General features: G+C 41.3%; 17 protein-coding genes and 1 other RNA gene. 7 read left to right on the forward strand and 11 right to left on the reverse strand.

All coding sequences use genetic code 11. The features are described 5' to 3' along the window. Positions 1-40: 40 nt before the first annotated feature. The 3 genes from HOP08_02140 to HOP08_02150 all read left to right on the forward strand — a co-directional run bounded on the left by HOP08_02140 (position 41) and on the right by HOP08_02150 (position 3,127). Positions 41-910, forward strand: a complete 870-nt coding sequence (locus HOP08_02140; GenBank protein ID NOT73700.1) for a YihY/virulence factor BrkB family protein — start codon at positions 41-43, stop codon at positions 908-910. 57 nt (positions 911-967) lie between these two features. Continuing rightward, complete coding sequence (locus HOP08_02145; protein NOT73701.1) at positions 968-2,107, forward strand: ATP-binding protein; 1,140 nt, start codon at positions 968-970, stop codon at positions 2,105-2,107. Between the two features lie 78 nt (positions 2,108-2,185). Continuing rightward, positions 2,186-3,127 (forward strand): hypothetical protein, encoded by a 942-nt coding sequence (locus HOP08_02150; protein ID NOT73702.1) that lies wholly within the window; start codon positions 2,186-2,188, stop codon positions 3,125-3,127. 7 nt (positions 3,128-3,134) lie between these two features. Here HOP08_02150 and HOP08_02155 read toward each other — a convergent pair whose 3' ends face one another. The 5 genes from HOP08_02155 to HOP08_02175 form a co-directional block, all read right to left on the reverse strand. Further along, on the reverse strand, positions 3,135-5,810 hold the full coding sequence (locus HOP08_02155; protein NOT73703.1) for an FtsX-like permease family protein: 2,676 nt from the start codon (positions 5,808-5,810) through the stop codon (positions 3,135-3,137). A gap of 4 nt (positions 5,811-5,814) precedes the next feature. Next, the gene (locus tag HOP08_02160) at positions 5,815-6,153 is read right to left on the reverse strand and encodes a PadR family transcriptional regulator (protein NOT73704.1); all 339 of its coding nucleotides are present in this window, start codon (positions 6,151-6,153) and stop codon (positions 5,815-5,817) included. 136 nt (positions 6,154-6,289) lie between these two features. After that, positions 6,290-8,674: a hypothetical protein gene (locus HOP08_02165; protein NOT73705.1), complete on the reverse strand. Its 2,385-nt coding sequence runs from the start codon at positions 8,672-8,674 to the stop codon at positions 6,290-6,292. A 166-nt stretch (positions 8,675-8,840) separates the two neighbouring features. After that, a complete protein-coding gene (locus tag HOP08_02170; GenBank protein ID NOT73706.1) occupies positions 8,841-11,261 on the reverse strand; it encodes an FtsX-like permease family protein in 2,421 nt (806 codons plus the stop codon). A 134-nt stretch (positions 11,262-11,395) separates the two neighbouring features. Continuing rightward, complete coding sequence (locus HOP08_02175) at positions 11,396-12,037, reverse strand: hypothetical protein (GenBank protein NOT73707.1); 642 nt, start codon at positions 12,035-12,037, stop codon at positions 11,396-11,398. 146 nt (positions 12,038-12,183) lie between these two features. Here HOP08_02175 and HOP08_02180 point away from each other — a divergent pair, with 146 nt between their 5' ends. From HOP08_02180 to HOP08_02195, 4 genes are all read left to right on the forward strand, one after another. Beyond that, positions 12,184-13,053 (forward strand): flagellar biosynthesis protein FlgM, encoded by an 870-nt coding sequence (locus HOP08_02180; GenBank protein ID NOT73708.1) that lies wholly within the window; start codon positions 12,184-12,186, stop codon positions 13,051-13,053. 45 nt (positions 13,054-13,098) lie between these two features. Further along, an RNA gene (gene ffs, locus HOP08_02185) (signal recognition particle sRNA small type) lies at positions 13,099-13,194 on the forward strand. Between the two features lie 166 nt (positions 13,195-13,360). Further along, positions 13,361-14,017: a fructose-6-phosphate aldolase gene (gene fsa, locus HOP08_02190; protein ID NOT73709.1), complete on the forward strand. Its 657-nt coding sequence runs from the start codon at positions 13,361-13,363 to the stop codon at positions 14,015-14,017. A gap of 52 nt (positions 14,018-14,069) precedes the next feature. Then, positions 14,070-14,783: an ATP-binding cassette domain-containing protein gene (locus HOP08_02195; GenBank protein ID NOT73710.1), complete on the forward strand. Its 714-nt coding sequence runs from the start codon at positions 14,070-14,072 to the stop codon at positions 14,781-14,783. On the opposite strand, the gene HOP08_02200 is transcribed toward HOP08_02195, so the two are convergent. The 6 genes from HOP08_02200 to HOP08_02225 form a co-directional block, all read right to left on the reverse strand. Continuing rightward, positions 14,780-15,292, reverse strand: a complete 513-nt coding sequence (locus HOP08_02200) for a hypothetical protein (GenBank protein NOT73711.1) — start codon at positions 15,290-15,292, stop codon at positions 14,780-14,782. The genes HOP08_02195 and HOP08_02200 overlap by 4 nt on opposite strands. Next, positions 15,289-15,840 (reverse strand): RNA polymerase sigma factor, encoded by a 552-nt coding sequence (locus tag HOP08_02205; protein ID NOT73712.1) that lies wholly within the window; start codon positions 15,838-15,840, stop codon positions 15,289-15,291. Before HOP08_02205 ends, HOP08_02200 begins: the two co-directional genes overlap by 4 nt. Before the next feature lie 42 nt (positions 15,841-15,882). After that, positions 15,883-16,635 carry a hypothetical protein gene (locus tag HOP08_02210; GenBank protein NOT73713.1) on the reverse strand — a complete coding sequence of 251 codons (753 nt, stop codon included), beginning with the start codon at positions 16,633-16,635 and terminating at the stop codon, positions 15,883-15,885. A gap of 7 nt (positions 16,636-16,642) precedes the next feature. Beyond that, positions 16,643-18,064 carry an HD domain-containing protein gene (locus HOP08_02215; GenBank protein NOT73714.1) on the reverse strand — a complete coding sequence of 474 codons (1,422 nt, stop codon included), beginning with the start codon at positions 18,062-18,064 and terminating at the stop codon, positions 16,643-16,645. A gap of 68 nt (positions 18,065-18,132) precedes the next feature. Then, positions 18,133-19,149 carry a type IX secretion system membrane protein PorP/SprF gene (locus HOP08_02220; protein NOT73715.1) on the reverse strand — a complete coding sequence of 339 codons (1,017 nt, stop codon included), beginning with the start codon at positions 19,147-19,149 and terminating at the stop codon, positions 18,133-18,135. Continuing rightward, positions 19,146-22,838, reverse strand: coding sequence for a PKD domain-containing protein (locus HOP08_02225; protein NOT73716.1), 3,693 nt, complete (start codon positions 22,836-22,838; stop codon positions 19,146-19,148). Before HOP08_02225 ends, HOP08_02220 begins: the two co-directional genes overlap by 4 nt. Positions 22,839-22,986 lie beyond the last annotated feature (148 nt).

A 22,986-nucleotide genomic window follows, 5' to 3' on the forward strand; every position in this document is an offset into this window, starting at 1 on the left:
TATATGAAATTTGTATAATTTCGAAGCTTAGATTGGAAAAATGCCCAACATCTTTGGTAAGATTTCAGCTTCGATAAAAAAAGGATTCCAGCTCCTTCAAAAAAATGATCCACTGATCTTGTCAGCATCAACGGCATTCTTTACCACGTTCTCGCTCTCTCCGATCTTCATCATTCTAACAGATCTTTTGTCTCCTTTTATGGGAAGAGAGATTGTTCACAAGGAATTGTTCGATAAAATTCAGGATCCTTTAGGTTCAGCTACCGCAAAGGACGTCCATACTATTGTCGATGGTTTCGAAGGATTGGAAAGTAACCCACTCCTGATCGTAATTGGAACATTGTTCTTCTATTTCATTGCTACAACTTTACTAAGCGTTGTTAAACAAGCCATTCATCAGATCTGGAGCCTAAAGAAAAAAACACCGCACACAGCGATGTATTTTGTAAAGGAAAGACTGACGGGAATTGCCATCATGTTCCTTGTTGCGCTCCTGGCTGCCATCTCCTACGCGATGGATGTTTTTGAGCTTACGCTTCAAGGCAACAGGATACTTGCTTTTTTAATCGGCACTGCATTTTCTCTTACGATTGTTACAATCTTCTTTACGATCCTTTTGAAGTTTCTTCCAGAAGCTAAAGTCAGGTGGCCCGTAGCGATTGCTGGTGGATTTTTTACAGGACTATTTTTTAATGCTGGGGTATTCATTCTTGGTAAAATTCTGATTCATAAGAAGATTGCAATGATCTTCGGAGCATCCAGTTCCATGGCTATGGTACTGCTCTTTATCTTCTATTGTTCTTTTATCCTATATCTGAGCGTTGCATTTACTTATGAATTTGCAAAGGCTATTCGCAAGCCGATCCGGGCGGGGAAGTTCGCAATTGAATTCACAGAAGAGGCTAAATAGTAGTTTAACTTTTATTACAAGTTTGTAACTTACATTTATGTAACTTATCTTTATGGTATGGAAACTCCTTTCATCTTCGGGCGCATTGCCAGTGGCAAGAATTTCACGGATCGTGAACAGGAAGCTCAACACCTTGCCGGAAACTTTAAGGCAGGTGTAAATACCATTCTTATCTCCCCACGTCGGTGGGGTAAATCTTCACTGGTTCAACAGGCGGCAGGGCTTGTAACGCAGCAGGACAAAAAAATAAAATTCTGTTTCATTGATCTCTATAATGTTAGGACCGAGCAGCAGTTCTATCAAATTCTGGCACAGGAAATTCTTCGTGCATCCTCAGGCAAATGGGCAGATCTGATGGACAATGCAAAAAAATTCCTTGGACGATTTATTCCAAACCTAAGCTTTAATCCGGGAAACCAAAGTGATTTTACTTTATCACTTGACTGGAAAGAAGTTACCCGGCAGCCAGATGATATTCTGAACATGGCTGAGCACATTGCTAAATCAAAGAAAATAAAATTCGTTTTCTGTATTGATGAATTTCAAAACATCAAAACCTTTGAGTCTCCGCTCGCTTTTCAGAAAAAGCTCCGCTCCCATTGGCAAAAGCATCAGAATGTTTCTTATTGTCTTTATGGAAGCAAGCGCAACATGATGATGGAAGTTTTTACTTCTTCCGAGATGCCATTCTACAAATTCGGTGACTTAATGTTTCTGCAAAAGATCAGGTCCGAAGACTGGGTACCTTTTTTAATCAAACGTTTCTCCGGCTCGGGAAAAAAAGTGATTAAAGAGAAAGAAGCAAAACTCTTAGTGTCATTAGCGGAGTGTCATCCCTATTATGTTCAGCAACTAGCTCAGCAAGCGTGGCTGCGTACTCCAAAGATATGCTCTGAAGAAATTGTATTAAGCGCCTACGATGGGGTCCTGTTACAGCTAAGTCTGCTATTTCAAAATGTAACGGATAGCCTGACAGCAACTCAAGTCAATTTTCTGAATGCTATGCTTAAAGGTGTTGAGCAGTTCAGCGCCAAACAAGCACTAAATGATTATGACCTGGGAACTTCTGCCAATGTATTACGAATTAAAGATGCCCTGGTTAACAAGGAAATTCTGGACATCAATGGAAATCAAATTGAATTTCTGGATCCGATGTATAAGCACTGGCTTCAAAAATACTATTTTAAAATACTCTGATCATATAAATTAAGTCCTACCAACAAGGGGATATTATCTTATGACTTGAATGACTATACTTGAAAAGTCATTTCAATTATGGGAAGAACAATAATTTTTCTGATTCTGGCATTTTTGCTTAATGCCTCTTGCAGCAGTGATTCATCACCAAAGCCACAAACGCCAACTGACCCGTGGTCCAGAATTCTAACCGGCATAAACACTACCCTTCTAGGAGTTTCTTTCGTCAGCAGTGATATTGGATTCATGTCAGGTACGGATGGATACATCGCGAAAACTTCGGATGGTGGAAAAACATGGAGTATTCAAACCAGCGGAACTACAAAATTTTTAAGAGACATATACTTTTTCGATTCACAAACCGGTACTGTTGTCGGTGAATCAGGTCTCATCATGCGAACGATTAATGGCGGAACCACATGGACAACGCAAGCAAGTGGAACTACAGAACATTTGGTGCACGTTCACTTTATCAATTCAAATATTGGCATTGCAACAGGCCAAGGCGGGACAATACTTAAAACAATCAATGGTGGCACAAACTGGGTTGCTCAAGTCAGCAGCACTACTGTGGAACTATCTGGAGTTTTCATGATCTCTGATCAGACAATTTTCATTGTTGGCTTTAGCGGCAAAATGTTAAGAACCACCAATGGTGGCACAAGCTGGACACCATTTTCCTCCGGAACTACGCAGGACCTGAGGAGTGTCTTTTTCAGCAATGCGTCAACAGGCACTGCAGTGGGCATTAATGGCGTTCTCCTGAGAACTCTGGATGGTGGACAGAACTGGACAAGCGTTGCTCCCGCTGGCTCAACCGGAGATTTATACAGTGTATGTCAGATCGATATGAATACCATCATTGTAGCAGGTACAGGAAGACTTTTGAAATCTGGTGATGGAGGAATGACCTGGGACACCAAGTCCGGAATTTCCGGCGATCTGTATGCGCTATCATTTTTCGGTTCAAATGCATGGGCAGCAGGTCAATCAGGTCAGGTTTACAAGTATGAACCATAGATAATTCCTACTCCTCTTTCAACACTGTCGAAGGATTCAAAGTCGCCGCTCGTAAGGAAAGATACCCTACACACATAACTGCCAGCACGATCTCACTCACACCTGCGATTACAAAAACAATCGGACTGATTTTAATTCTGTATTCGAAAGAATCAAGCCATTGCTGAACCGCCCACCATGCAAATGGGGTCGCCACTACCAGGGCGATGACAATGAGTTTAATGTACTGACTATTCATCATCACAAATATTTTAGTGACCGATGCACCAAACACTTTTCGAATTCCAATCTCTTTTTTACGCTGCTCTGCGGAATACGCCACTAATCCAATCAATCCAATAATTCCAACACCGATAGAGAAGCACGCAAACACGCCAAAAAGTCTTCCCAACTTTGACTCATCCTCATACTGACGCGCTAGCAATTCATCATAAAATTGAAATTCAATTGGAGTTGCCACCGCAAGGCGCTTCCAATGTTGCTCAATTTTCTCCATCAATTCCGAAACATCCTGCGTCTTAAATTTAATCGCAATAAAGCGCTCACTTCCCCACAATCCGGAGTTAAGTGTAAAGAATAACATTGGTGAGATAGGCGAATGAAGAGACCGGAAATTAAAATCCTTCACCACGCCAACGACTTCCAGTTTTCCTTTATCAGGATAAACAATGAATTTGCCTAAAGCTTCTTCCGGACTCCATCCGAAAAGTTGTGCAGCATTTTCATTTAAAATCACTGAAGCTGAATCCGCAACACTTCCTGCTTTAAACTGCCTTCCACTTGCAAGCTTTAATCCTAATGTTGAAAAATAATGATCATCTATCTTTGCCTGGTTGATGGGAAGGTTCTCCTGGCTTCCTTCCTTAGAAAAAATATCCTCGCTTGTTCCAGTACCAGGAATCTGGGCAGCCACGGTTGCATCAACCACACCATCAATTGCAGAAATTTCATTTCTGAAAGATTCAATCTGAGGTCCTAATGCTTCAGCATAATTTATTAAAAGAACATTTTCCTTTTCAAGACCAAGATTCATTGTCGAAATGTACCTCAGCTGTTGAAAAACAATGAGAGTAATAGATATCAATGCAATTGCAATGGTAAATTGTAATGTAACTAAGCCATTGCGTAAGCCACCTGACTTCATTCCAGATGCTAATTTTCCTTTCAGCACATAAATGGGCTGGAAAGCGGTCAGGTAAAATGCTGGATAGAAGCCAGCAATAAATCCAAGCACAAAAGGAAGCAGAAAAATCATGAGGATAAGATTCCAGTTTCCGGCAAGATTAAACGGCAGATCGAAACCACTCAAATTAAAAATCAAGGGTTTAAAAATTGCGGCTAATGCCAGTGATAAGACCGTAGCCAGGATGGTCACAAAGATTGATTCAAACTGAAATTGTGCGATCAACGAACTTCTGAAAGCACCAAGTGTTTTCTTCACCCCGACTTCCTTAGCACGCATTGTTGCTCGGGCCGTGGAGAGATTAATGAAATTTATGGATGCAATTAAAAGGATAAATCCTGCAACTCCACTTAAGATATAAACATATACCTTATCACTGACCTCTTCATATCTTGGAAAAATTTCTCCTGATTCCAGGCGAATATCTGTTACTGGCTGAAGATACCAGTTCCATCCACCCTTACTCCTGATAAAGTCACTAAAATCCATTCCAAGTCTTTTAAAAGTGGGAGCCACGCGACGATCCGTAATGGTTTGAATTTTTCCCTCAAGAGCAGTAAGATTGGTTCCGGGGCGCACTTTTATATAAGTCACCACCTGAGTCCATATAAAACTCCATTCAAACCGCTTAAGGTTTTCGTTTGTAGAAATTGAAAGGAGATAATCAAAATGAAAGTGAATGTTCGCAGGCTGAGTTTCTGTAACACCTGTCACTTCCACTGCAGTACGCTCATCCCCGAACAGTAGCATTTGGCCAACCGCAGGCTTATCTCCGAAATATTTTTTCGCAGCTTCTTTTGAGAGCACTACCTTATTTTTGCCGATCAAAGCAGTTCTATAGTCGCCTTCGTTAAGCTTGAAATCAAAAAATGCAAAGAAGTTTGAGTCAGCCGCCAGTACCTTACTCTCACGAAAAGCTTTTATATCTCCTCCATTCTCGGCGGAACGAACAACATAATCTCCCGGTGTATTGATTCTCAGCACCTGCTCGATCTCCGGATAGTCGTTCTGAAGAGCGTGCGCTACCTGTGGGCCGGATGAAGACATTATTCCTCCATTGGGTGACCATATAGCAGTCTGGTTTACTCTATACAAACGATCAACATCAGGATGAGATTGATCAAAACTATTTTCAAACTGAACATAATTATAAATGAGAATGCAGGAAGCTATTCCAATCGCAAGGCCTGCTATATTAATAATTGAATACTCAATGTTCTTTGTTAAACTTCTGATCGTTATCGTTAAAAAGCTTCTTAGCATAGTAATCGTGTTTAACTCACCTGAAAATTTGTTTCTAAGTATAATCCCGGGTCTCAAAAATGCAATTGCATTCCAGAATAATTTCCGCTTTGCTTTCCTCACTCCGAACAATCTCTCATCCTTATCAAATTTTTCAAGCAAGTCCCCTTCAACGCCTTCATACAAAACCGGGGGACAAAGTGCTTTAAGAATACGAAATGGGAAACCTGACGCATCAGTGATATCTTTCTCCTTCATTCAATCACCCCTTAACACTTACCATTTTTAATTGTGGGATCAGCTTCCAAAGATCTGTTCTGGATTCCTTCATAGAGCGCAGCATTGCCATGCCGGAGTTTGTGATCTGGAAAATTCTTTTTCTCCTTCCGCCGCGCGTAGTGGTCGCACCACCCATACTGGATTTAACAAAGCCCTTATCCTCAAGGCGGTAAAGAGTTACGTGAACAGCGCTGAGATTCGAATCTCTCCCTACTCTCTTTTTGATTTCGGTCACTATCGCATTTCCATATGCTTCCTCCTGAAGGATGCTCACCACCATCAGAATCAGCTCCTCAAATTCACCGATGTATTCTTTCGACATTTGTATATAGATTGTAAAACTAATTAACGGAGTTTTGGTGGATTAGTTACTACTTTGTAAAAGTTATTTTGAAGTCAATGTTCAGATAGCGCCCGAACATCCCTGGCAAATCCTAAATTACCTGATCATCAAAATATCATTCGTATTTGAGAGTATTGGCCGGATTAACCGTTGCTGCTTTTAGTGAATGGAAGCTTACAGTAGTTAAGGCAATCACAATAGCTGAAATGGATACTATAATGAAGGTCCATAAACTCAATTCTGACTTGTAGGCAAAACCTTCCATCCATTTTAGCATAAAATACAAGGAGACCGGTGTGGCAATAAATATTGATATACAAACCAGGATAGTGAATTTCTTATTAAGCATACTCACAATGTTGACTGCAGTTGCACCCAGAACTTTCCGGATACCAATTTCCTTGGTACGTTGCTCCGCTGTAAAGGCAGAGAGTCCGTAAAGTCCAAGACAGGAAATAAAAATAGCGAGTACCGTAAAAAATCCGATAGCTTTACTGAAGACCTGCTCTTTTTCAAGGAGTTCACCAAAGTTATCATCCAGGAAATGATACTTGAATGGTTCATCAGCCACAAGCGATTTCCATTTTACTTCTGCTTTGGAAATAAAATTCCCAGCTGCACCTGGCTCTACCCGGAATCCCAACTGATAATAATTATTCTTGCTTAGCAAGATGGCTACAGGTGCTATTGAGTTACGTAATGATTCCCAGTGAAAATCGCTTACCACCCCAATAACATGCAGGTCTTTGTTGATCACCGCTCCTATTGGCTCCTTTAATCCCAGGGACTCCACTGCGGATTCATTTAGCACAACTCCTGCCGAGTCAGATGCAATGTCTTTATTAAAACTTCTACCCTGAAGCAACTTAAATTCCATTACTCCAATATACTCGGCGTCTCCAAAATAGGTATTGATAGCGACAGGATCCTTCATTTCAGGAGTCTGGAATGTATAGAATGACATGACTGCCTTACTTCCCGGTTCACCGGTATGAAGGCTGCTTTTCAATACCCCAGACATTTGAGAAAGTTCATTCTTAAAAGCATCTGCGTGCTGTTTCAGTGCACCGACGTTGTCAATTGTTATCATGTTCTCCTGGGTAAATCCCATGTCCTTTGTTTGCATGAAATTCATCTGACGCACGATGATCGTTGAACATATCATGAGGCAGATAGAAATAGAAAACTGAAATATCACAAGAAGATTTCTGAATTGTGATCCACCACCCATTGCAATATTTCCCTTTAGGACTTTGATTGGCGTAAAAGAGGTAAGATAAAACGCCGGATAGATACCTGAGATGAACCCAACCAAAACAGCGAAGGCAAGTAATATCAACAGACTCCATCCACTATTCCAAAGTGTATTGATGAGTTGAGTGCCTGTCACTATCTCAAATACTTTCAAAAACATCTCTGCAAGTGCGAGTGAAAGAAGCATTGCAATTAGGCTTACAATTACGGATTCAAGGATGAACTGAATTACCAACTTGCTCCTGCCCGATCCAATTGATTTTCTAATTCCGACTTCCTTTCCACGACGGGAAGCCCTGGCTGTGGTAAGATTAATGAAATTGACAGAAGCTAACAGAAGTATAAAAACAGAAATAGCCGCAAATGTGTACATATTAGATTCATTTCCGGGGGTTGATATTTCATAATTCAATGACGACTTTAAATGGACATCTTTTAAAGCATGAACATTGAACCGCAATGCATTTTCATTCTTCTTGTAATCTTCAAATGAAATATTGGGAGGCATACCAGCCGAACTTGCAGAAGGATAAACCTGCTTTTCCATAATTCTATCAAGGGCATTGTCAAGGTCTTCCCGACCATTATTTTCTTTCAGCAACACATAATTGAATACTGAGGCAGATGTCCATATTTTACTGTTTTTCAATTGATGATCAATTGATAGCCATAGAGTAGCTTTTAATTGGGAACTTCGATCATCATCCTTTACAATTCCTGAAACCGTAAAAGGTGTTCTTTCTTTTCCAACTTCAATGACTTTGCCCAATGCAGGAGCATCTCCAAAATACTTCCTTGCCATTCGCTGGGTAATTACTGCCTGATCAGGTGTGCTCAGTGCAAAATCTCTATTACCTTCCAAAAACTCATATGAAAAAACTTTGAAAAAGGAGGAATCAGTATAGTAAACCATCTCATCGAAAGTCTTGTCTCCGATTGATAGAGGTGTTTCCCTTGAGCGTAAAATTCTGGTGAAGGCTTCTACTCCCTCAAACTCTTTCGGTAGATACTCACCCAATACTTCAGGGCCCGGACCGAAATTTCCCATGTTAAAGAAGGACACACCAATCTTAAAGATGCGATCAGCATTTTTGTAATGCCTGTCATAGCTCCACTCATTGTAAACAAAAAGGAACATCACCAGACTACATGCAATGCCGATTGCTAATCCGAAAATATTGATGATGGAATAAGAGAATTGACGCTTAAGGTTGCGTAGGGCAACTACCAGGTAATTTCTTAGCATAGTGATGGCATTTATCTTCTGGTTTACAAAAAAAGTACCAGATGAAAGAGACGAATTTAGCTCAGAATCTAAGTTTGTAGTTCTATTGGCAATTCAATTACGAACAAGCCCGTCCGGTTTCGGTCATCAAAGAGCGGAAATCCCCCGTAATTTCGGAAGAGTTAATTTACTCATACTTCAATGTCTTTGCAGGATCAACTCTTGCAGCTTTCAGGGTTTGAAAGCCGACTGAAACGAATGCAATGAATACGACGCCAAACCCAGCAAGGGCAAAAAGCAGCGGATTGACACTAATTCTATAAGGGAAAGACTCTAACCATAAATTCATTCCCCACCATGCCAGCGGCCACGCAATGATATTGGCGACAAGGACAAGTTGTATAAATCCTTTTGAGAGCAGAAGTACAATGCTCACGGAACTCGAACCTAATACTTTTCTGATCCCAATCTCCTTCGTCCTTTGTATGGTCATAAAAGAGGCGAGTCCAAAGAGACCCAGACACGCTATAAAAATAGCCAGCACGGTAAACAGGCTAAAGACTCTTCCAAACTGAAGATCACTTTCATATTGACGATTAAAGAACTGATCCAGGAAAAAATAATCTATTGGATTACCTGGAAAGAATGTTTTCCATGGACCATCAAGAGTTGATAAAAGCTGCTGACTGTTTTCAGATTCAATCTTAAACGCAAAGAAACTCGATGCTGAAATAAATCTAAAAACTAATGGTGACACCATCGTCTTAAGAGACATCTGATGATAATCTTCCAGCACTCCGACGATCTCAAGTGTATCCCCGCCATGTCTGACCTTCTCTCCGATTGCAGATTCAGGATCCTTGAATTCAAGCGAATGAATCATAGCCCGATTGAGCATCACACTTTTTCTTTCATTTGGATGGTCGAGGTCAAAATTTCTGCCGGCAATAATCTGAAGACCGAAAGCAGGCACATACTCATGATCAATTCCTACCGAGTATCCTGAGATTGAATTCTCTGGTCCAGCATTAATTCTCCTGATACCACTAGCCCAGAAAATTTCGTCACCCGGAACATTGGTTGATGCCGTCATGCTTTTAATTCCAGGAATTCTCAATGCTTCCGTTCTAAAGCTTTCCAGGTTTTTTCGATAGGTAGAATCAATGGCACTCGGACCTTTCAAAACAAGAGTCTGATTGATGTTAACACCCAGATTTTGATTCTTCATAAAGCTCAATTGCTGATAAACAACTATTGATCCAATGATCAGTACAACGTAGGCAACAAATTGAAATACCACCAAGCCCTTTCTTAAAACTCCACTCTGAGATGTTCCCATGCTCTTTCCTTTGAGAACTGAAATAGGCTTAAAGGAGGAAAGAATAATAGCAGGATAGAATCCGGAAAGCACAGATCCGGCTAAAAACAAAAGGCTCACTAAAAGCCAGAAATCTGCCTGCATCATATAGTCGAGTGGAATGATCCTTCCTGATAAGTTTGAAAATGACGGCCATGCTATCCGTACCAAAAGGATTGCGATGAGGGCAGCGAATAAATTCACCAGAAAAGATTCAGCAAGGAACTGTCTGACAAGCTGTTCTTTCTGAGCACCCATCACTTTTCGCACGCCCACTTCATTGGCACGTTCAAAAGATTTGGCAGTTGCAAGATTGATATAGTTTACCCAGGCAATCGCTAAAATAAAAAGCGCGATGATACTTAATGCATAAACAGAATCACCATCGCCCCTCTCTTCTGGTTGAGATTCCTGCAAAAGGTTAGCGTAAAGATGAATTGCCAACATAGGTTGAAGGATGAATTCCTGACGATTGTTATTCTTGGTCCATTCCTCTCCTCTATTCTTTTCCAGAAAAGCATTCCAACGTCCTTGTAATTCGTTTACGTCCGTTCCTGGTTTTAGCAGAACGTAGGTATTGAAATCATACCACCCCCAATTCGTCTCAGATTCATTCTTTGTCTGAGCATTTAATGTCTGATATGAGAAAAGTATGTCAAACTTGATATGAGAGTTCTGAGGAACATTCTTCATAACCCCCGTGATCTCAAATTTATTTGTACCGTCCCAATCAATGTTCTTTCCGATGGGATCCTCTTCTCCAAAATACTTCTTTGCTGCACGCTCTGAGATAACTGCTTTATTGGGACCTACCAATGCGTCACTTTCATTTCCTTTCACAAGGTCAAAATCAAAAACTTCAAAAATTCCCGGATCAGCAATCTGCATTTTCTCTTCCCGAAAAGAAATCACTCCCCTGTCAGGACTTTGATAGCTCACAATGCCACTCACCGGATATAGGCGAGCGAATTGTTTTACTTCAGAAAAATTATTCTTCAGTGCTGGACCTGCGGCTGGAACTGCAGCGGCACATTCAAATCTTAATTTTCCACCCTGATATCCATTGTATTGAATTCTGTAAATATCTTCTGCATTACTATGAAACTTATCGAAGCTCCGCTCATACTTTACATATTGCAAGATCAGCAAGCTGGCTGCTATCCCCAGAGAAAGTCCGATTATATTGAGAAGAGTAAAAGATTTGTGACGAAGAAAATTTCTTATTGCCGAAGTGAAGTAATTTCTAATCATAAGCAGAGGGATGGTACATACTCGTTACGTCAACGTCATGTTAAAGTTTCTCCATCTGTATAAATGCCCTTTTTAGGGTGATGGCTTTACGAAGTTCGTTGTTTCCCTCGTGAAAAGCCATCCCTAAAAATACCTCAAAACCGTCCGAATTTCAGGGTAGCATTATAAGACAAATTACTTAAGTCAGAATCACTGAGTCCTGAAGCATTACTACCTGCGGTTGCCCTGTAAGATATTCCAGGACTAAAACGCATCCATTTCAAAACATTAAATTCCAGATGCATACCAGGTTCTGCAACAAAAAACCAGTTTTCATCACGAATGTGCCTTTCACGATTATTGTTATTGTTGAAATCATAACGTTGATATTGCAATGTAAAGCCAGGGCCTGCAAATAGACTAAAAGCTAAATGCACTGCTCTACCAGAGCCAATCACATACTCAGTCATCAGACCAAACTGTCCATACTGATAACTAAGATTTAAAGAAGGATCAGCACTATTTTCAATCGGGACCGGGAGATTATTGGTCACTGCGGCCGCACTTAATCCGATCATAAACCAATGATTGACATACCAACCACCATAAACCTCAGCAATGTTTGCATACTGCCCTCTGATAGTTGTGAATTTGTTGGACAGGGCACCATAACCTCCGGAGGATGTTCCGGGCCTGAATATCGTGCGGATTTTGTGCCGGGATGAGTCCTGAGCATAGGAATGACCCGAGACCATAAGACCGCACGCGATTGCAAATACTAATATCGATTTTTTCATATAAGGGTAATAATTATTATGTTTCTCTAATGACAACCGACCTGGGATTAACCCCTATTGGTTCGCTCAGATTTCTGATCTGTGGAAAAAATCAAATCAAAAGCTTTCGGTACCTTCATCCATATTTTCACCTAAATATTCACATCATGCAATGGAGAGGACGAAGAGAAAGTGGAAACGTTAACGATCAGCGGGGAAGCGGCGGCGGTGGTGGTGGTGGATTCAATTTACCCGGTGGCCTTTTTTCGAAAGGCGGACTGATCACAGTGGTCATTATTTTTATTGTTAGCTGGCTGACGGGAACAAATCCCTTGACGCTCCTTCAGCAGGTGGATACTTCCGGTGGATCTTCAGGTCAGGCAATTCAGGTCAGTGCGGAAGATGAAGAGCGTGCACAATTTGTGAAGGTTGTCCTCGCTGATACAGAAGATGTATGGCATAAGCTTTTGTCTGATTATCGAGAACCAACCCTTGAGATGTTTACCGATCAGGTTCAATCAGCATGTGGACAGGCAAGCGCATCCTCAGGTCCTTTTTACTGCAGTGAAGATGAAAGAGTTTATATTGACTTATCATTCTACGATGAACTTCAAAGCAAATTGAATGCTCCTGGGGATTTTGCACAGGCCTATGTCATTGCTCATGAAGTTGGCCACCATGTCCAGCACCTGATGGGCATCACCGACAAAATTCATGCTATGAAGAATGACCTAAGTGAAGAAGATTATAACAAGCTTTCCGTTAAACTCGAATTGCAGGCAGATTTTTTTGCTGGTGTTTGGGCTCACCACGACAATGAAATGAAAAACATTCTTGAGCCCGGTGATATAGACGAAGCTTTGAATGCCGCCTCCGCTATCGGTGATGACCGTTTACAGAAGCAATTTCAGGGATACGTAGTTCCTGATTCTTTTACGCATGGAACCTCTGCTCAAAGAGTATTCTGGTTTCGTAAAGGATTTGAGACCGGAGACATAAAGCAGGGTGATACCTTTTCTGACAAGTCGTTGGATTAGTCCAAAATCAATTCTGTTTTCAATGAGTTTTCCTATCTTTGCACCGGCAAATCGGGCACGACCAGCTCCTGCTGAACTCCCCCAGGACCGGAAGGTAGCAAGGGTAGGCGGTTGTAGCGGTGCGATGTTCGGTTTGCCATTTTTTATTTAAGCCCTCCAAACCCGTTTTCAGCCATAATCTGGCTTAAAAACTACCTCAACCTGTAGTTTTCATTGAATTCTAAAGCGTAGATTTACGCTAACAATAATTTCTAACATCATTTCTGTTGTAAAACAGAAAATCTTAAAGCCAAAACTCACTAATCTTATGAAATTCTTCATTGACACAGCGAATCTAAATGACATTAAAGAAGCCTACGACCTGGGTGTATTGGATGGCGTAACAACCAATCCTTCCCTCATGGCAAAAGAAGGAATTAAAGGAGCAGAAAATATCAGAGCTCACTATAAAGCAATCTGTAACATTGTAGATAATAATGTAAGTGCTGAAGTGATCGCTACCGATTATGAAGGCATCCTTAAAGAAGGTCGTGAACTTGCAAAAATCGATTCCAAGATTGTTGTGAAAGCTCCGATGATCAAGGATGGCGTAAAAGCAATCAAGAAATTCACGAGTGAAGGTATCCGCACGAATTGTACGCTGGTATTCTCAGCGGGCCAGGCAATTTTAGCAGCTAAGGCGGGTGCATCTTATGTCTCCCCTTTCATTGGCAGATTAGATGATATCTCTCAGGATGGCCTTGAACTTATTGAACAAATCCGTGTGATCTATGATAACTACGGTTTCCAAACGGAGATTCTTGCAGCCAGCGTTCGTCACACTATTCACCTGATCAAATGTGCTGAAATTGGTTCGGACGTAGTAACCTGTCCTTTGAAGGTTATTACCGACTTACTGAACCATCCATTAACAGACTCAGGATTGGCCAAATTTTTGGCAGATCACAAAAAAGTAAATGGATAAATTATACAGGTCCCAGCCAAAAGTTGGGACCTGAAATTTTTTAAGCCTCTCTATGTTTTCATCCGATCCGGTAGTCAGAGTAAAAGACGCCACCATCTTTCAGGGTAATCAAGCCGTCCTTACCAATCTTTCTTTTGATGTTGAGAAAGGTGACTTTGTCTTCCTGGTAGGCCGCACTGGCTCAGGAAAATCCTCTCTATTAAAAACACTCTATGCTGACCTCCCCCTTCGCTTAGGCGATATCAACATAGCTGGTTTTAATATTCGGGGAATTAAGGACAAGGAGGTACCCTTATTGCGAAGAAAAGTTGGAGTGATTTTTCAGGACTTTCAACTCTTTCCGGACAGAACCGTCGGTGAAAACCTGACGTTTGTTCTGCGGGCAACGGGATGGCGTGACAATCTCAAAATGAAGAGCCGACTTGTAGATGTATTAATGCAGGTAGGTCTTGGCTCGGTAGAGAAAAAAATGCCTCATCAGCTTTCCGGTGGTGAACAGCAACGGGTTGTAATTGCCCGCGCCCTTCTTAATGAACCACACATTCTAGTTGCTGATGAGCCAACAGGAAATCTTGATCCAGAAGTTTCTTCCGGGATTTTAAAGGTGTTTCAGCAGATCAACCGAAGTGGGACTGCCATTCTTATGGCAACTCACAGTTATGGTCTGATTAAAAAATTTCCTAACCGCGTGCTGAAGTGCGAAGACGGAAAAATTCTCGACTCTAATAAGGAGTTGATAGAATTAAAGAGCGAAGAAGATTTTTAAATGATTGCCTGCGAGGGCTTAGGTCTTTTCGAATCCTCAAGCTTTTGAATCTGCTGATTTAGCAAATCAATTCTTACCAACATGTTTAAAACCAAAGCCTCCTTCACTTTCTCAGAAGGATGTTTTTTCATTTCCTCTGCCAATACAGTATACATCGCTTCAAGCTTCTGAATATCCTGGGTAAATGAATTGTCCGCATGGAGATCTTCCATTGAAATCAATGTGGCTTTTTCCAATATCTGTGCAGAATAAAAAGACTCTATGTCCTTAAAGTCCTGATTCGCACTGGTGGCGTTCACCGGCATTACATCTGATTTGGAGAAGAGCAAATAGGCAGAGAAGCCCATCAGAACGATCGCAGCGGCTCGCCACAGTGGAGCGGAATTCCAGAAAGAATCTTTAACGCCAAATAGATTCGATGAAATATTTCGCCAGACTTTTTCCGAAGGTTGCTTTTCATCAAACTCCTGACGATGGTTTTCTACAAATTTTTCAAGTCTATCTTTCATAATTTTCCTCCTTCCAAAATTTCCCTAACCTTCTTTTTTGATCTGTTAAATTGCGACTTTGATGTTGACTCTGTTATACCTAAAATTTCGGCAATTTCACTATGATCATATCCTTCCAAAAGATATAACGATAGGACGCTTCTATATCCGTCTGGCAAACCTTCAATTGCCCTCTTCACTTCTTCCACAGAAAACTGAAACTCCTTTTCGGTAAAAGTCTCTTCTTCCACATCAAACTGATCATCCTCGGGAAGTCTTTCAGTCTTACGGCCTTTCAGAACATTAATAGCCTTATTGACTACAATTCTTTTCAACCATGAGCCAAAAGTGGCATCTCCACGATAAAGATGAAGATTTCTGAAGGCGCTGATAAATGATTCCTGAAGTACATCCTCCGCTTCCTCCTCACTATTGACGATCCGGAAACCCACATTGAACATGCTTCTCGAATAAAGCCTGTAAAGCTGAAAATGGGCTTCCTGGTCACCCAATCGGCACTTTTCAATGATCTCCGCATGAATGTGTACAGTGGCTGCCTCCGAACTCATAGTCCTGATTGCTAATGACCCATCATAAAGGAAAAGGTTGCATCATTTTAAAGTAGCAAGGCTCTCTTTCGCTGAAACAAAATCCGGGGCAATTGCCAGTGTCTGATCAAAGAATTTCTTTGCATTCACCTTGTCGCCTTGATCCTTATAAATAAGTCCTTTAAGATTCAGAAGAGAAACTCTCAACTTATACTCTTTCGGTTTCCCCTGAGCATCATTGAAAGTTACTTTCAATTCATCCACATCAGGCTTAGCCAGCAAGATATCTGCATTGGTCATAGCTTCCTGATACTTTTTAGCTGAGTATTGCAGAAAAGCCATTTTATACAAAGTGTAACTTTCATTCTTAAGCAGATATAAACTTTCATAATATTCCAAAGCTCTATCCCCAAGGTTAAGGGCCTCAAAAGAAGCTGCCACCAATTCGAGAGCCTCGGGATCTTTTGGTGAACGTTTCAAAAGATCTTGTCCTACCAAAATACTGGATGTGAATTCAGAGTTCTGATAGTAATAAACAGCAAGCGAAAAAATCAATGAATCGCTCCCGGGAAATTCAACAATCAGGTCATACAAAGCATCCTTTGCCAACTTTAAATCATTCCATCTGGTTGCAAAAGCATACTTGGTAGCATAATGCTGTATTAGAGAATTGTTAGGTTGAGGATCGCTATTTACCTGCTGCTGAGTCTGAGGTTCTGTAGGTTGCGGTTTGGCAGTCGTCGTCTTTTGTTTCTGAGCCATGACAAAAGACATACTCAATAAAATCATCAGAGGAATAATAATAACTTTTTTCATTTGTTGGTTAGTGGTTTAATTCAATTTTAACAATTCCTTTTTTACTTGCTATATCTGTCAGAAGAGCAAGAGCTTCTTCCCGATCATTTCTTATCTCACCCTCCAATATAGCTTCTTTGATCTGCTCTTTTATTTCACCAATTATCGGGCCAGGAGGAATATTAAACATCCTGATGATTTCATCACCCGTAATGGGAGGTTGGAAATTCCTTATATGATCTTTCTTCTCAACTTCCAGCATCTTTTCCTCTACCTTCTCAAAATTCTTAATGTACTTCTTTACCTTTTCAGAATTCTTGGACGTTATATCTGCGCGACATAATTTCATTAGTGCTTCTGTATCATCGCCTGCTTCAAACAATAATCTTCTCACTGCTGAATCTGTAACATCATATGCCAAAACAATGGGACGAAGGTGAAGTCTCACTAGTTTCTGTACAAAATCCATCCTATCGTTCAGCGGAAGCTTAAATCGTTTGAAGATACCCGGCACCATTCTCGCACCTTTGTCTTCATGACCATGAAAAGTAAAGCCGTGTCCGGGCTCAAACCTTTTCGTTAACGGTTTGGCAATATCATGAAGGATTGCAGCCCATCGCAGCCACAGATCATCCGAAGTTTTTGAAACATTGTCAAGTACCTGAAGAGTATGATAGAAATTATCTTTGTGTGCTTTGTTATCTACATACTCTACACCTTGCAGTGCGACCATCTCAGGAAAAAACTGCTTTAGCAGTCCGCTATGAAAAAGAAGCTTGAATCCATACGATGGAACCGGAGACAGAATTATCTTATTGGTCTCTTCAATAACCCGCTCCATCGAAACAATTTTTAATCTTTCCTTTTGATCTATAATCGATTGGAAAGTATCAGGCTCAATATCGAATGCCAACTGCGAAGCAAAGCGCACCGCCCTCATCATTCTTAATGGATCATCAGAAAAGGTAATAGCAGGATCAAGTGGTGTCTTGAGCATCTTCTCCTTTAGATGCTTCACTCCTTCAAAAGGATCAATCAATTCACCATAGCTGGCCGAGTTTAGACTAATCGCCATCGCATTGATAGTGAAGTCCCTTCTCCTCTGGTCATCTTCCAGTGTGCCATCTTCAACAATTGGCTTGCGTGAATCTCTGGAATACGACTCCTTGCGGGCGCCGACAAATTCAAGCTCATAATCTCCCTGGCGGATCATAGCCGTTCCAAAGTTCTTAAATACCGTCACCTGAAGACCGCCCAGCTTCTCGCCTACTTTTTGCGCCAGAGCAATACCGCTTCCGACGCAGACAAAGTCAATATCTTTGTTGGGACGTTTTAGAATCAAGTCACGGACAAATCCACCCACAACATAGGCTTCTACATTCTGGTCTTTTGCGGCCTCAGAAATCGTCTTGAAAATGGGATTTGATGCTAAATCACTCGAAAAATTCATTACTTAAGCCTTTTAGAAAAAGGGATTCCCAAAGGTAAAGTTTTATCGCGTGGCGTTAAAGAAAGTGTTTAGTGATTAAAGGTTGGGCAAGGAATAAACTTTTCCCTCTTTTTAGCATGGGAATTCATCTGGATGGCGAGCTTATACTTGAGAGCAATCTCATGAGTACCTCCCGATACAGGCCCAAGCTCTGATACAGTAAAATCATAACTGTACATGACTTCGACTTTCGTCAACTGAAATCCGAGTATGACTACAGCAGCATCCTGACTAATGTTATCCTTCACATTCTGTTCGATCGGGATACCTCGATACCACACCCCCATAACGATGGGATCGTAAAGGAAATAAGCTCCCACATCCAATTGATCAAAGTTGCCTTGTCTTTTATAAACAAAGGAAGGTGATAGTACCGCTTCATGGGCCTTCTTGAAAGGTCCTCTGTTTAAGGGTATTCTCACCCCACCATGCACCGTTGTCTTAATCGGAAGTGTTGCTTCCTGATTCAACAAAGTTCGATTCGGCTGATTGAGATGACTTGTTGCAAATCCAAACCAAAATGATTTATTATATGCCAGTAAGCCCGCGTTGAAATCAAAGTAATGAGACATTCCTAAATTAAAAAGAGCAGGGTCATCACTTGGTACCTGACCTTTCGAGTCAAATTGAAGTTGATCTGCAAAGATGAGTTTATTAAGATCAATCGTACGGAAAGCATATCCAAAACTTAATCCAGTTGATATAACCCATTTATTTGCAACATTGACCCTATACGAATAAAGAAAATTAAACTGAGATGACTTCATCCCTGCTGTACCAGCCTTATCCATTGTAACAAGGAAACCCACACCACTGTGATAGTCATGTAAATTATAATCGTAGGAAAGTGCTGTGGTTACATAACCTCTGGCAATGTTGGGCCACTGATTGCGATAATTCGCTATGAATCTGTGATCAGTGGTTGTTCCCGTAAAGGCAGGATTTAAATACAATGGAGCAGCATAGTATTGTGAAAATTCAGGATCTTGCGCAAATGCAAGGGTAAGTAAAAGCAATCCGATAAGGGTAAGTATACTTCTCTTCATCGTATCAGATTTATATCACCCGTTCTTACCACCGTCTCGCCATTCTCGTACTTCGCTGAAATCTTGAATACATAGACATCCTGAGCACAAAGCTTTCCATTGAAGTAGCCGTCCCATCCTATCTGAGGATCTCTGCTTTCAAATAAAAGCTGACCCCAACGATTGAATACCAGCATTTCAAATTGCGTAACGCCACGCATGACCGGAAGAAAAACATCATTCTTCCCATCGCTTTGACCTGAACCTGGGGAAGACTGTACTCCGGAAAGATTTGGTGAGAATGCATTCGGCACCAGAAGCTGCCCTCCTTTTTGTGTTATAACAGCTCCCTTTACCAGAGTGGTGTCGGCGCAGTCATGTGGACTGATTGCAATCAAAGAGATGTCAAAAATACCTTCGTCCTCATAAACATGCTGTGGTTCCACAAGATCAGAAGTTTCACCATCTCCAAAATTCCATTCATATCTTCCGGCGCCAATGCTATTATTCTTTGTGTACATGATTCCGCCTGGTATGTACAGGAGCTTAGGCTTGATATCAAATCTGGCAATAGGTTTCTCAAAAACTTCAATGATCATTTGCTTCGTTTCAGTGATTACAGTACCTGAAATATTAGATGCAGAAAGACTTACGGTATATTTCCCTGGCAAAAAGTAAGTATAGGTTGGGTTAGCTGCTCTTGAGGTGGCAGCTCCATCGCCAAAGTCCCACAGATAGGTGGCGGGATCCGCAAACATAGAAAGGTTAGTGAATTTTACTTTTAATGGAGAACATCCGGAAGCAGGATCATAGCTAAAATTAACCACTGGTGGAATCGGAAATATCGTAATGTTTGCTGTTTGTGTTTCAATACACACATTGTTGGTGACGGTCAGTTTGATCACGTAGGTGCCATACGTTGCGTAGACATGTGAAAAACTAGTGGTTGAAGTATTGGAAGTGATCCCATCTCCAAAATCCCATTCATATGTCCATGGTCCAGGATTTGTTGTATTGGTAATAAAGACTGTTGAAGCAGGAAGCGATTGCGTCAGAGGAGTTACTGTAAAAGACGTGTTAATAATATCTCTTCTGGGAACCACAATGCTTTGGGTTGTGATGTTGCTCGTACAATTTGCAATGTTCCTGGTATCCAATCCGACTGCAAGATTAATATCTACTCCAGAACGAAGCACTTCATACTCAATCATGTCACTCGAGCCTGACGTATTTAACATCATTATTGTATTCTCCGAAACAGTCCAGTGATATTGAAGTCCTTTTTGTGAAGCTTCAAAGCGAAGGCGCATCTTTTCGCAATCAAAAACAAGTGTATCAATGTTGAAATTTGATACTGGCACAGGACTTACACGGATAACACGAACAGAATCTCCATAACACCCACTCGGCAACGTAGTCGTTAACTGTACCTGAAAGGCTTCTATCAACGGCGTGGTGTTGATAAAATTATAAGTGTACGTTGGCGTTGTACCAGTGCTTACATTGGAGATTACTCCCGAAACATCACTGATCCTCCATTGATAATTAGTTGGTCCTAGGGATTGAGTCTGCGGATCAACCGAAAAATTTACACTCACTGGAGAACAATTATCATTGAAGGGGGAATAGTTGGTCGATATAAATCCGGAAGCGGTACCCGGAAAAACAGTAATGATTACTGGTGGTGATATTCTCTCACAATTATTGACAGTTACTACCCGAAGCCGGACGTCAAATAGTTTATTAACCGTTGTAACATTTATGAAATCATGGACAAACTGATTCGTAAACCCAATATCCGTTGGACGTTGAGTGCTTACCGGAAGAAACCCCAATCCGCCTCTTTCATCAACTTCCCATACAAACCTGTCGACAATATCGGGCTGTCCTCCTACTGAATTATTTGTAAAGATTACTGTCAGAACACTGCATCCTGACACGACATCCGGTACAAAATTCGCAGTGGGTAGCGGATCAACTCTTACAGGTATTACCAGTAAATCTGAACATCCATTCTGATTGGTGGTAACTCTCAGCGCGACCTGATAGAGACCTGCTGCTCCAAGGGATCTTGTAAAGGTTGTCTGATTATCAAATGCAGGATCCTTAATGAACGTTGAGCCATTGTAATTAAAATCCCACTCACGCAACACTATGCTTTCCCCGTTGATCGGTACTAAGGTAGAAGCTTCATTAAAAGAAGCTGGAGTTCCCTGACAAACCCTGTTTGCTGTAAAGACGGGAACAGGGTTCTGATAAACACGGACATTCACTTCATCTATTGTCTGGCATGCCGTTACATTGTCACGAATGATTAATCTCACACGATAAATACCGCGATTTGTGAACGTCCTGTCAAAAGGACCAAGAGCTGTTGATGAAAATCCTCCGGCCAAAGGAGCCTGAAGCACCATGATATTGTTTTCATCATAAAATTCCCATCTCCATTCGGTTGTTGGCGTTACCACTCCTACTGATGCATCAGTAAAGCGCACCTGAAACCCAGTAAAGGGGGCAATTACAGATTGACAGAAATCTGGCGTAATAGGGTTATTTAAAAAATCAGTAGTCTGGATATTCGCAACCAATGAAGGAGAGATAGAGACCAATGCTTCATAGATCGCAATACAATTACCTGCTGCATTCTGATCTCTTACAGAAAGCCTGATCATCTTCTGCCCTGATGAAGAATAGGAGAATGTAGGATTAGTCGCACCTGAAGTAGCCAAAGGAACACCTGTTCCCGTATTATTATCATAGAATTGCCAGGTATATTGAAAATTCGCACCCGCAATTGCCGGGGTATTGTTATCGAAATAGATAATGTCGTTCAAGCAAAAAATTGTTTGAATAGGTCCACCTGCATTTCCCAAACGGGTAACATACGTTGGCTGAGGTGCGTCAACAATAACAATCCTGGCACGTGTTATCTGGGGAGGATTATCGCCATTGACAAGATTTCCACTCACTGGATTAAAAGCATTTCCATCCAGCAGATTGTCATCATATGCATTACACTGATTCCAGTTTTTTAATGTGATCTCAAATTCCTTTCCGATATCTGCAAGGGTGGTGACAGGCACGTTAATAGGCAAGCTTACCTGTCCCGGAGCAGTGACAGGATAAATAGGATTTCTGTTGGGTGCAGGGTTCAGATAAGGATAAGAGCCTGGAGTTACGCTGTTAACCTGAATTCCAGGAATGAAAGTCGGAAGAGGACCTGTTCCGTAGATCCATTGTATCCATCGTGGGGCATTATTCTCACGGGTAGCCCTGGGAAAACAATTCCAGTCACTGTTATCGGTGAAAGAAACATTGGCAGCATATCCCGCGCAAACGCGATACACTGCAGGATCAATTGATATAACATCATTTGTCCATACTATCACTTGTGTAGTGATAGGAACTACGCTTCCTCTAGGATTACAGGCGTTGGATGCGTCGATTACTACATCATACCCGCAATTCACGGACGCCAGTGGATAAATGTGTGACATAATCACCGGCGTTGCACCCTGGACGTAGGTCTGCTCGGGAGTTCCATCACCCCAATCAACAAAGTACTGGGTGCCAGGAACAGAAGAAAGGTAGATGGTTTGAATATTGACTGTAAAAGGTGCACAACCCCGGCTGCTGGTAAGAAAAGCAAAGCCTGGTTCCATAATGCCGCCGCACTGACCAAACACATTAGTCTGGCTAATAAGCAACATTACGCCTATAAAGATCAATAGGCGGATAGAACGGTAAACCTGCATCGTCAATCGGGGGTTAAGCCGATTAAAGTTCACTTAGACTGGCATATATAAGACTGATTTAGTCTTAAAAATCCAAACAGGTGGCAAGTGGTATTAAAGATCG

This window comes from Cyclobacteriaceae bacterium, assembly GCA_013141055.1.
GTDB lineage: Bacteria > Bacteroidota > Bacteroidia > Cytophagales > Cyclobacteriaceae > ELB16-189.

What these genes read in the sequence shown, in the direction of transcription:
- HOP08_02140 (NOT73700.1), top strand. Translation starts at nt 41, where the DNA reads ATGCCCAACATCTTTGGTAAGATTTCAGCTTCGATAAAAAAAGGATTC.
- HOP08_02145 (NOT73701.1), top strand. Translation starts at nt 968, where the DNA reads ATGGAAACTCCTTTCATCTTCGGGCGCATTGCCAGTGGCAAGAATTTC.
- HOP08_02150 (NOT73702.1), top strand. Translation starts at nt 2,186, where the DNA reads ATGGGAAGAACAATAATTTTTCTGATTCTGGCATTTTTGCTTAATGCC.
- HOP08_02155 (NOT73703.1), bottom strand. Translation starts at nt 5,810, where the DNA reads ATGAAGGAGAAAGATATCACTGATGCGTCAGGTTTCCCATTTCGTATT.
- HOP08_02160 (NOT73704.1), bottom strand. Translation starts at nt 6,153, where the DNA reads ATGTCGAAAGAATACATCGGTGAATTTGAGGAGCTGATTCTGATGGTG.
- HOP08_02165 (NOT73705.1), bottom strand. Translation starts at nt 8,674, where the DNA reads ATGCTAAGAAATTACCTGGTAGTTGCCCTACGCAACCTTAAGCGTCAA.
- HOP08_02170 (NOT73706.1), bottom strand. Translation starts at nt 11,261, where the DNA reads ATGATTAGAAATTACTTCACTTCGGCAATAAGAAATTTTCTTCGTCAC.
- HOP08_02175 (NOT73707.1), bottom strand. Translation starts at nt 12,037, where the DNA reads ATGAAAAAATCGATATTAGTATTTGCAATCGCGTGCGGTCTTATGGTC.
- HOP08_02180 (NOT73708.1), top strand. Translation starts at nt 12,184, where the DNA reads ATGCAATGGAGAGGACGAAGAGAAAGTGGAAACGTTAACGATCAGCGG.
- fsa (NOT73709.1), top strand. Translation starts at nt 13,361, where the DNA reads ATGAAATTCTTCATTGACACAGCGAATCTAAATGACATTAAAGAAGCC.
- HOP08_02195 (NOT73710.1), top strand. Translation starts at nt 14,070, where the DNA reads ATGTTTTCATCCGATCCGGTAGTCAGAGTAAAAGACGCCACCATCTTT.
- HOP08_02200 (NOT73711.1), bottom strand. Translation starts at nt 15,292, where the DNA reads ATGAAAGATAGACTTGAAAAATTTGTAGAAAACCATCGTCAGGAGTTT.
- HOP08_02205 (NOT73712.1), bottom strand. Translation starts at nt 15,840, where the DNA reads ATGAGTTCGGAGGCAGCCACTGTACACATTCATGCGGAGATCATTGAA.
- HOP08_02210 (NOT73713.1), bottom strand. Translation starts at nt 16,635, where the DNA reads ATGAAAAAAGTTATTATTATTCCTCTGATGATTTTATTGAGTATGTCT.
- HOP08_02215 (NOT73714.1), bottom strand. Translation starts at nt 18,064, where the DNA reads ATGAATTTTTCGAGTGATTTAGCATCAAATCCCATTTTCAAGACGATT.
- HOP08_02220 (NOT73715.1), bottom strand. Translation starts at nt 19,149, where the DNA reads ATGAAGAGAAGTATACTTACCCTTATCGGATTGCTTTTACTTACCCTT.
- HOP08_02225 (NOT73716.1), bottom strand. Translation starts at nt 22,838, where the DNA reads ATGTTGCTTATTAGCCAGACTAATGTGTTTGGTCAGTGCGGCGGCATT.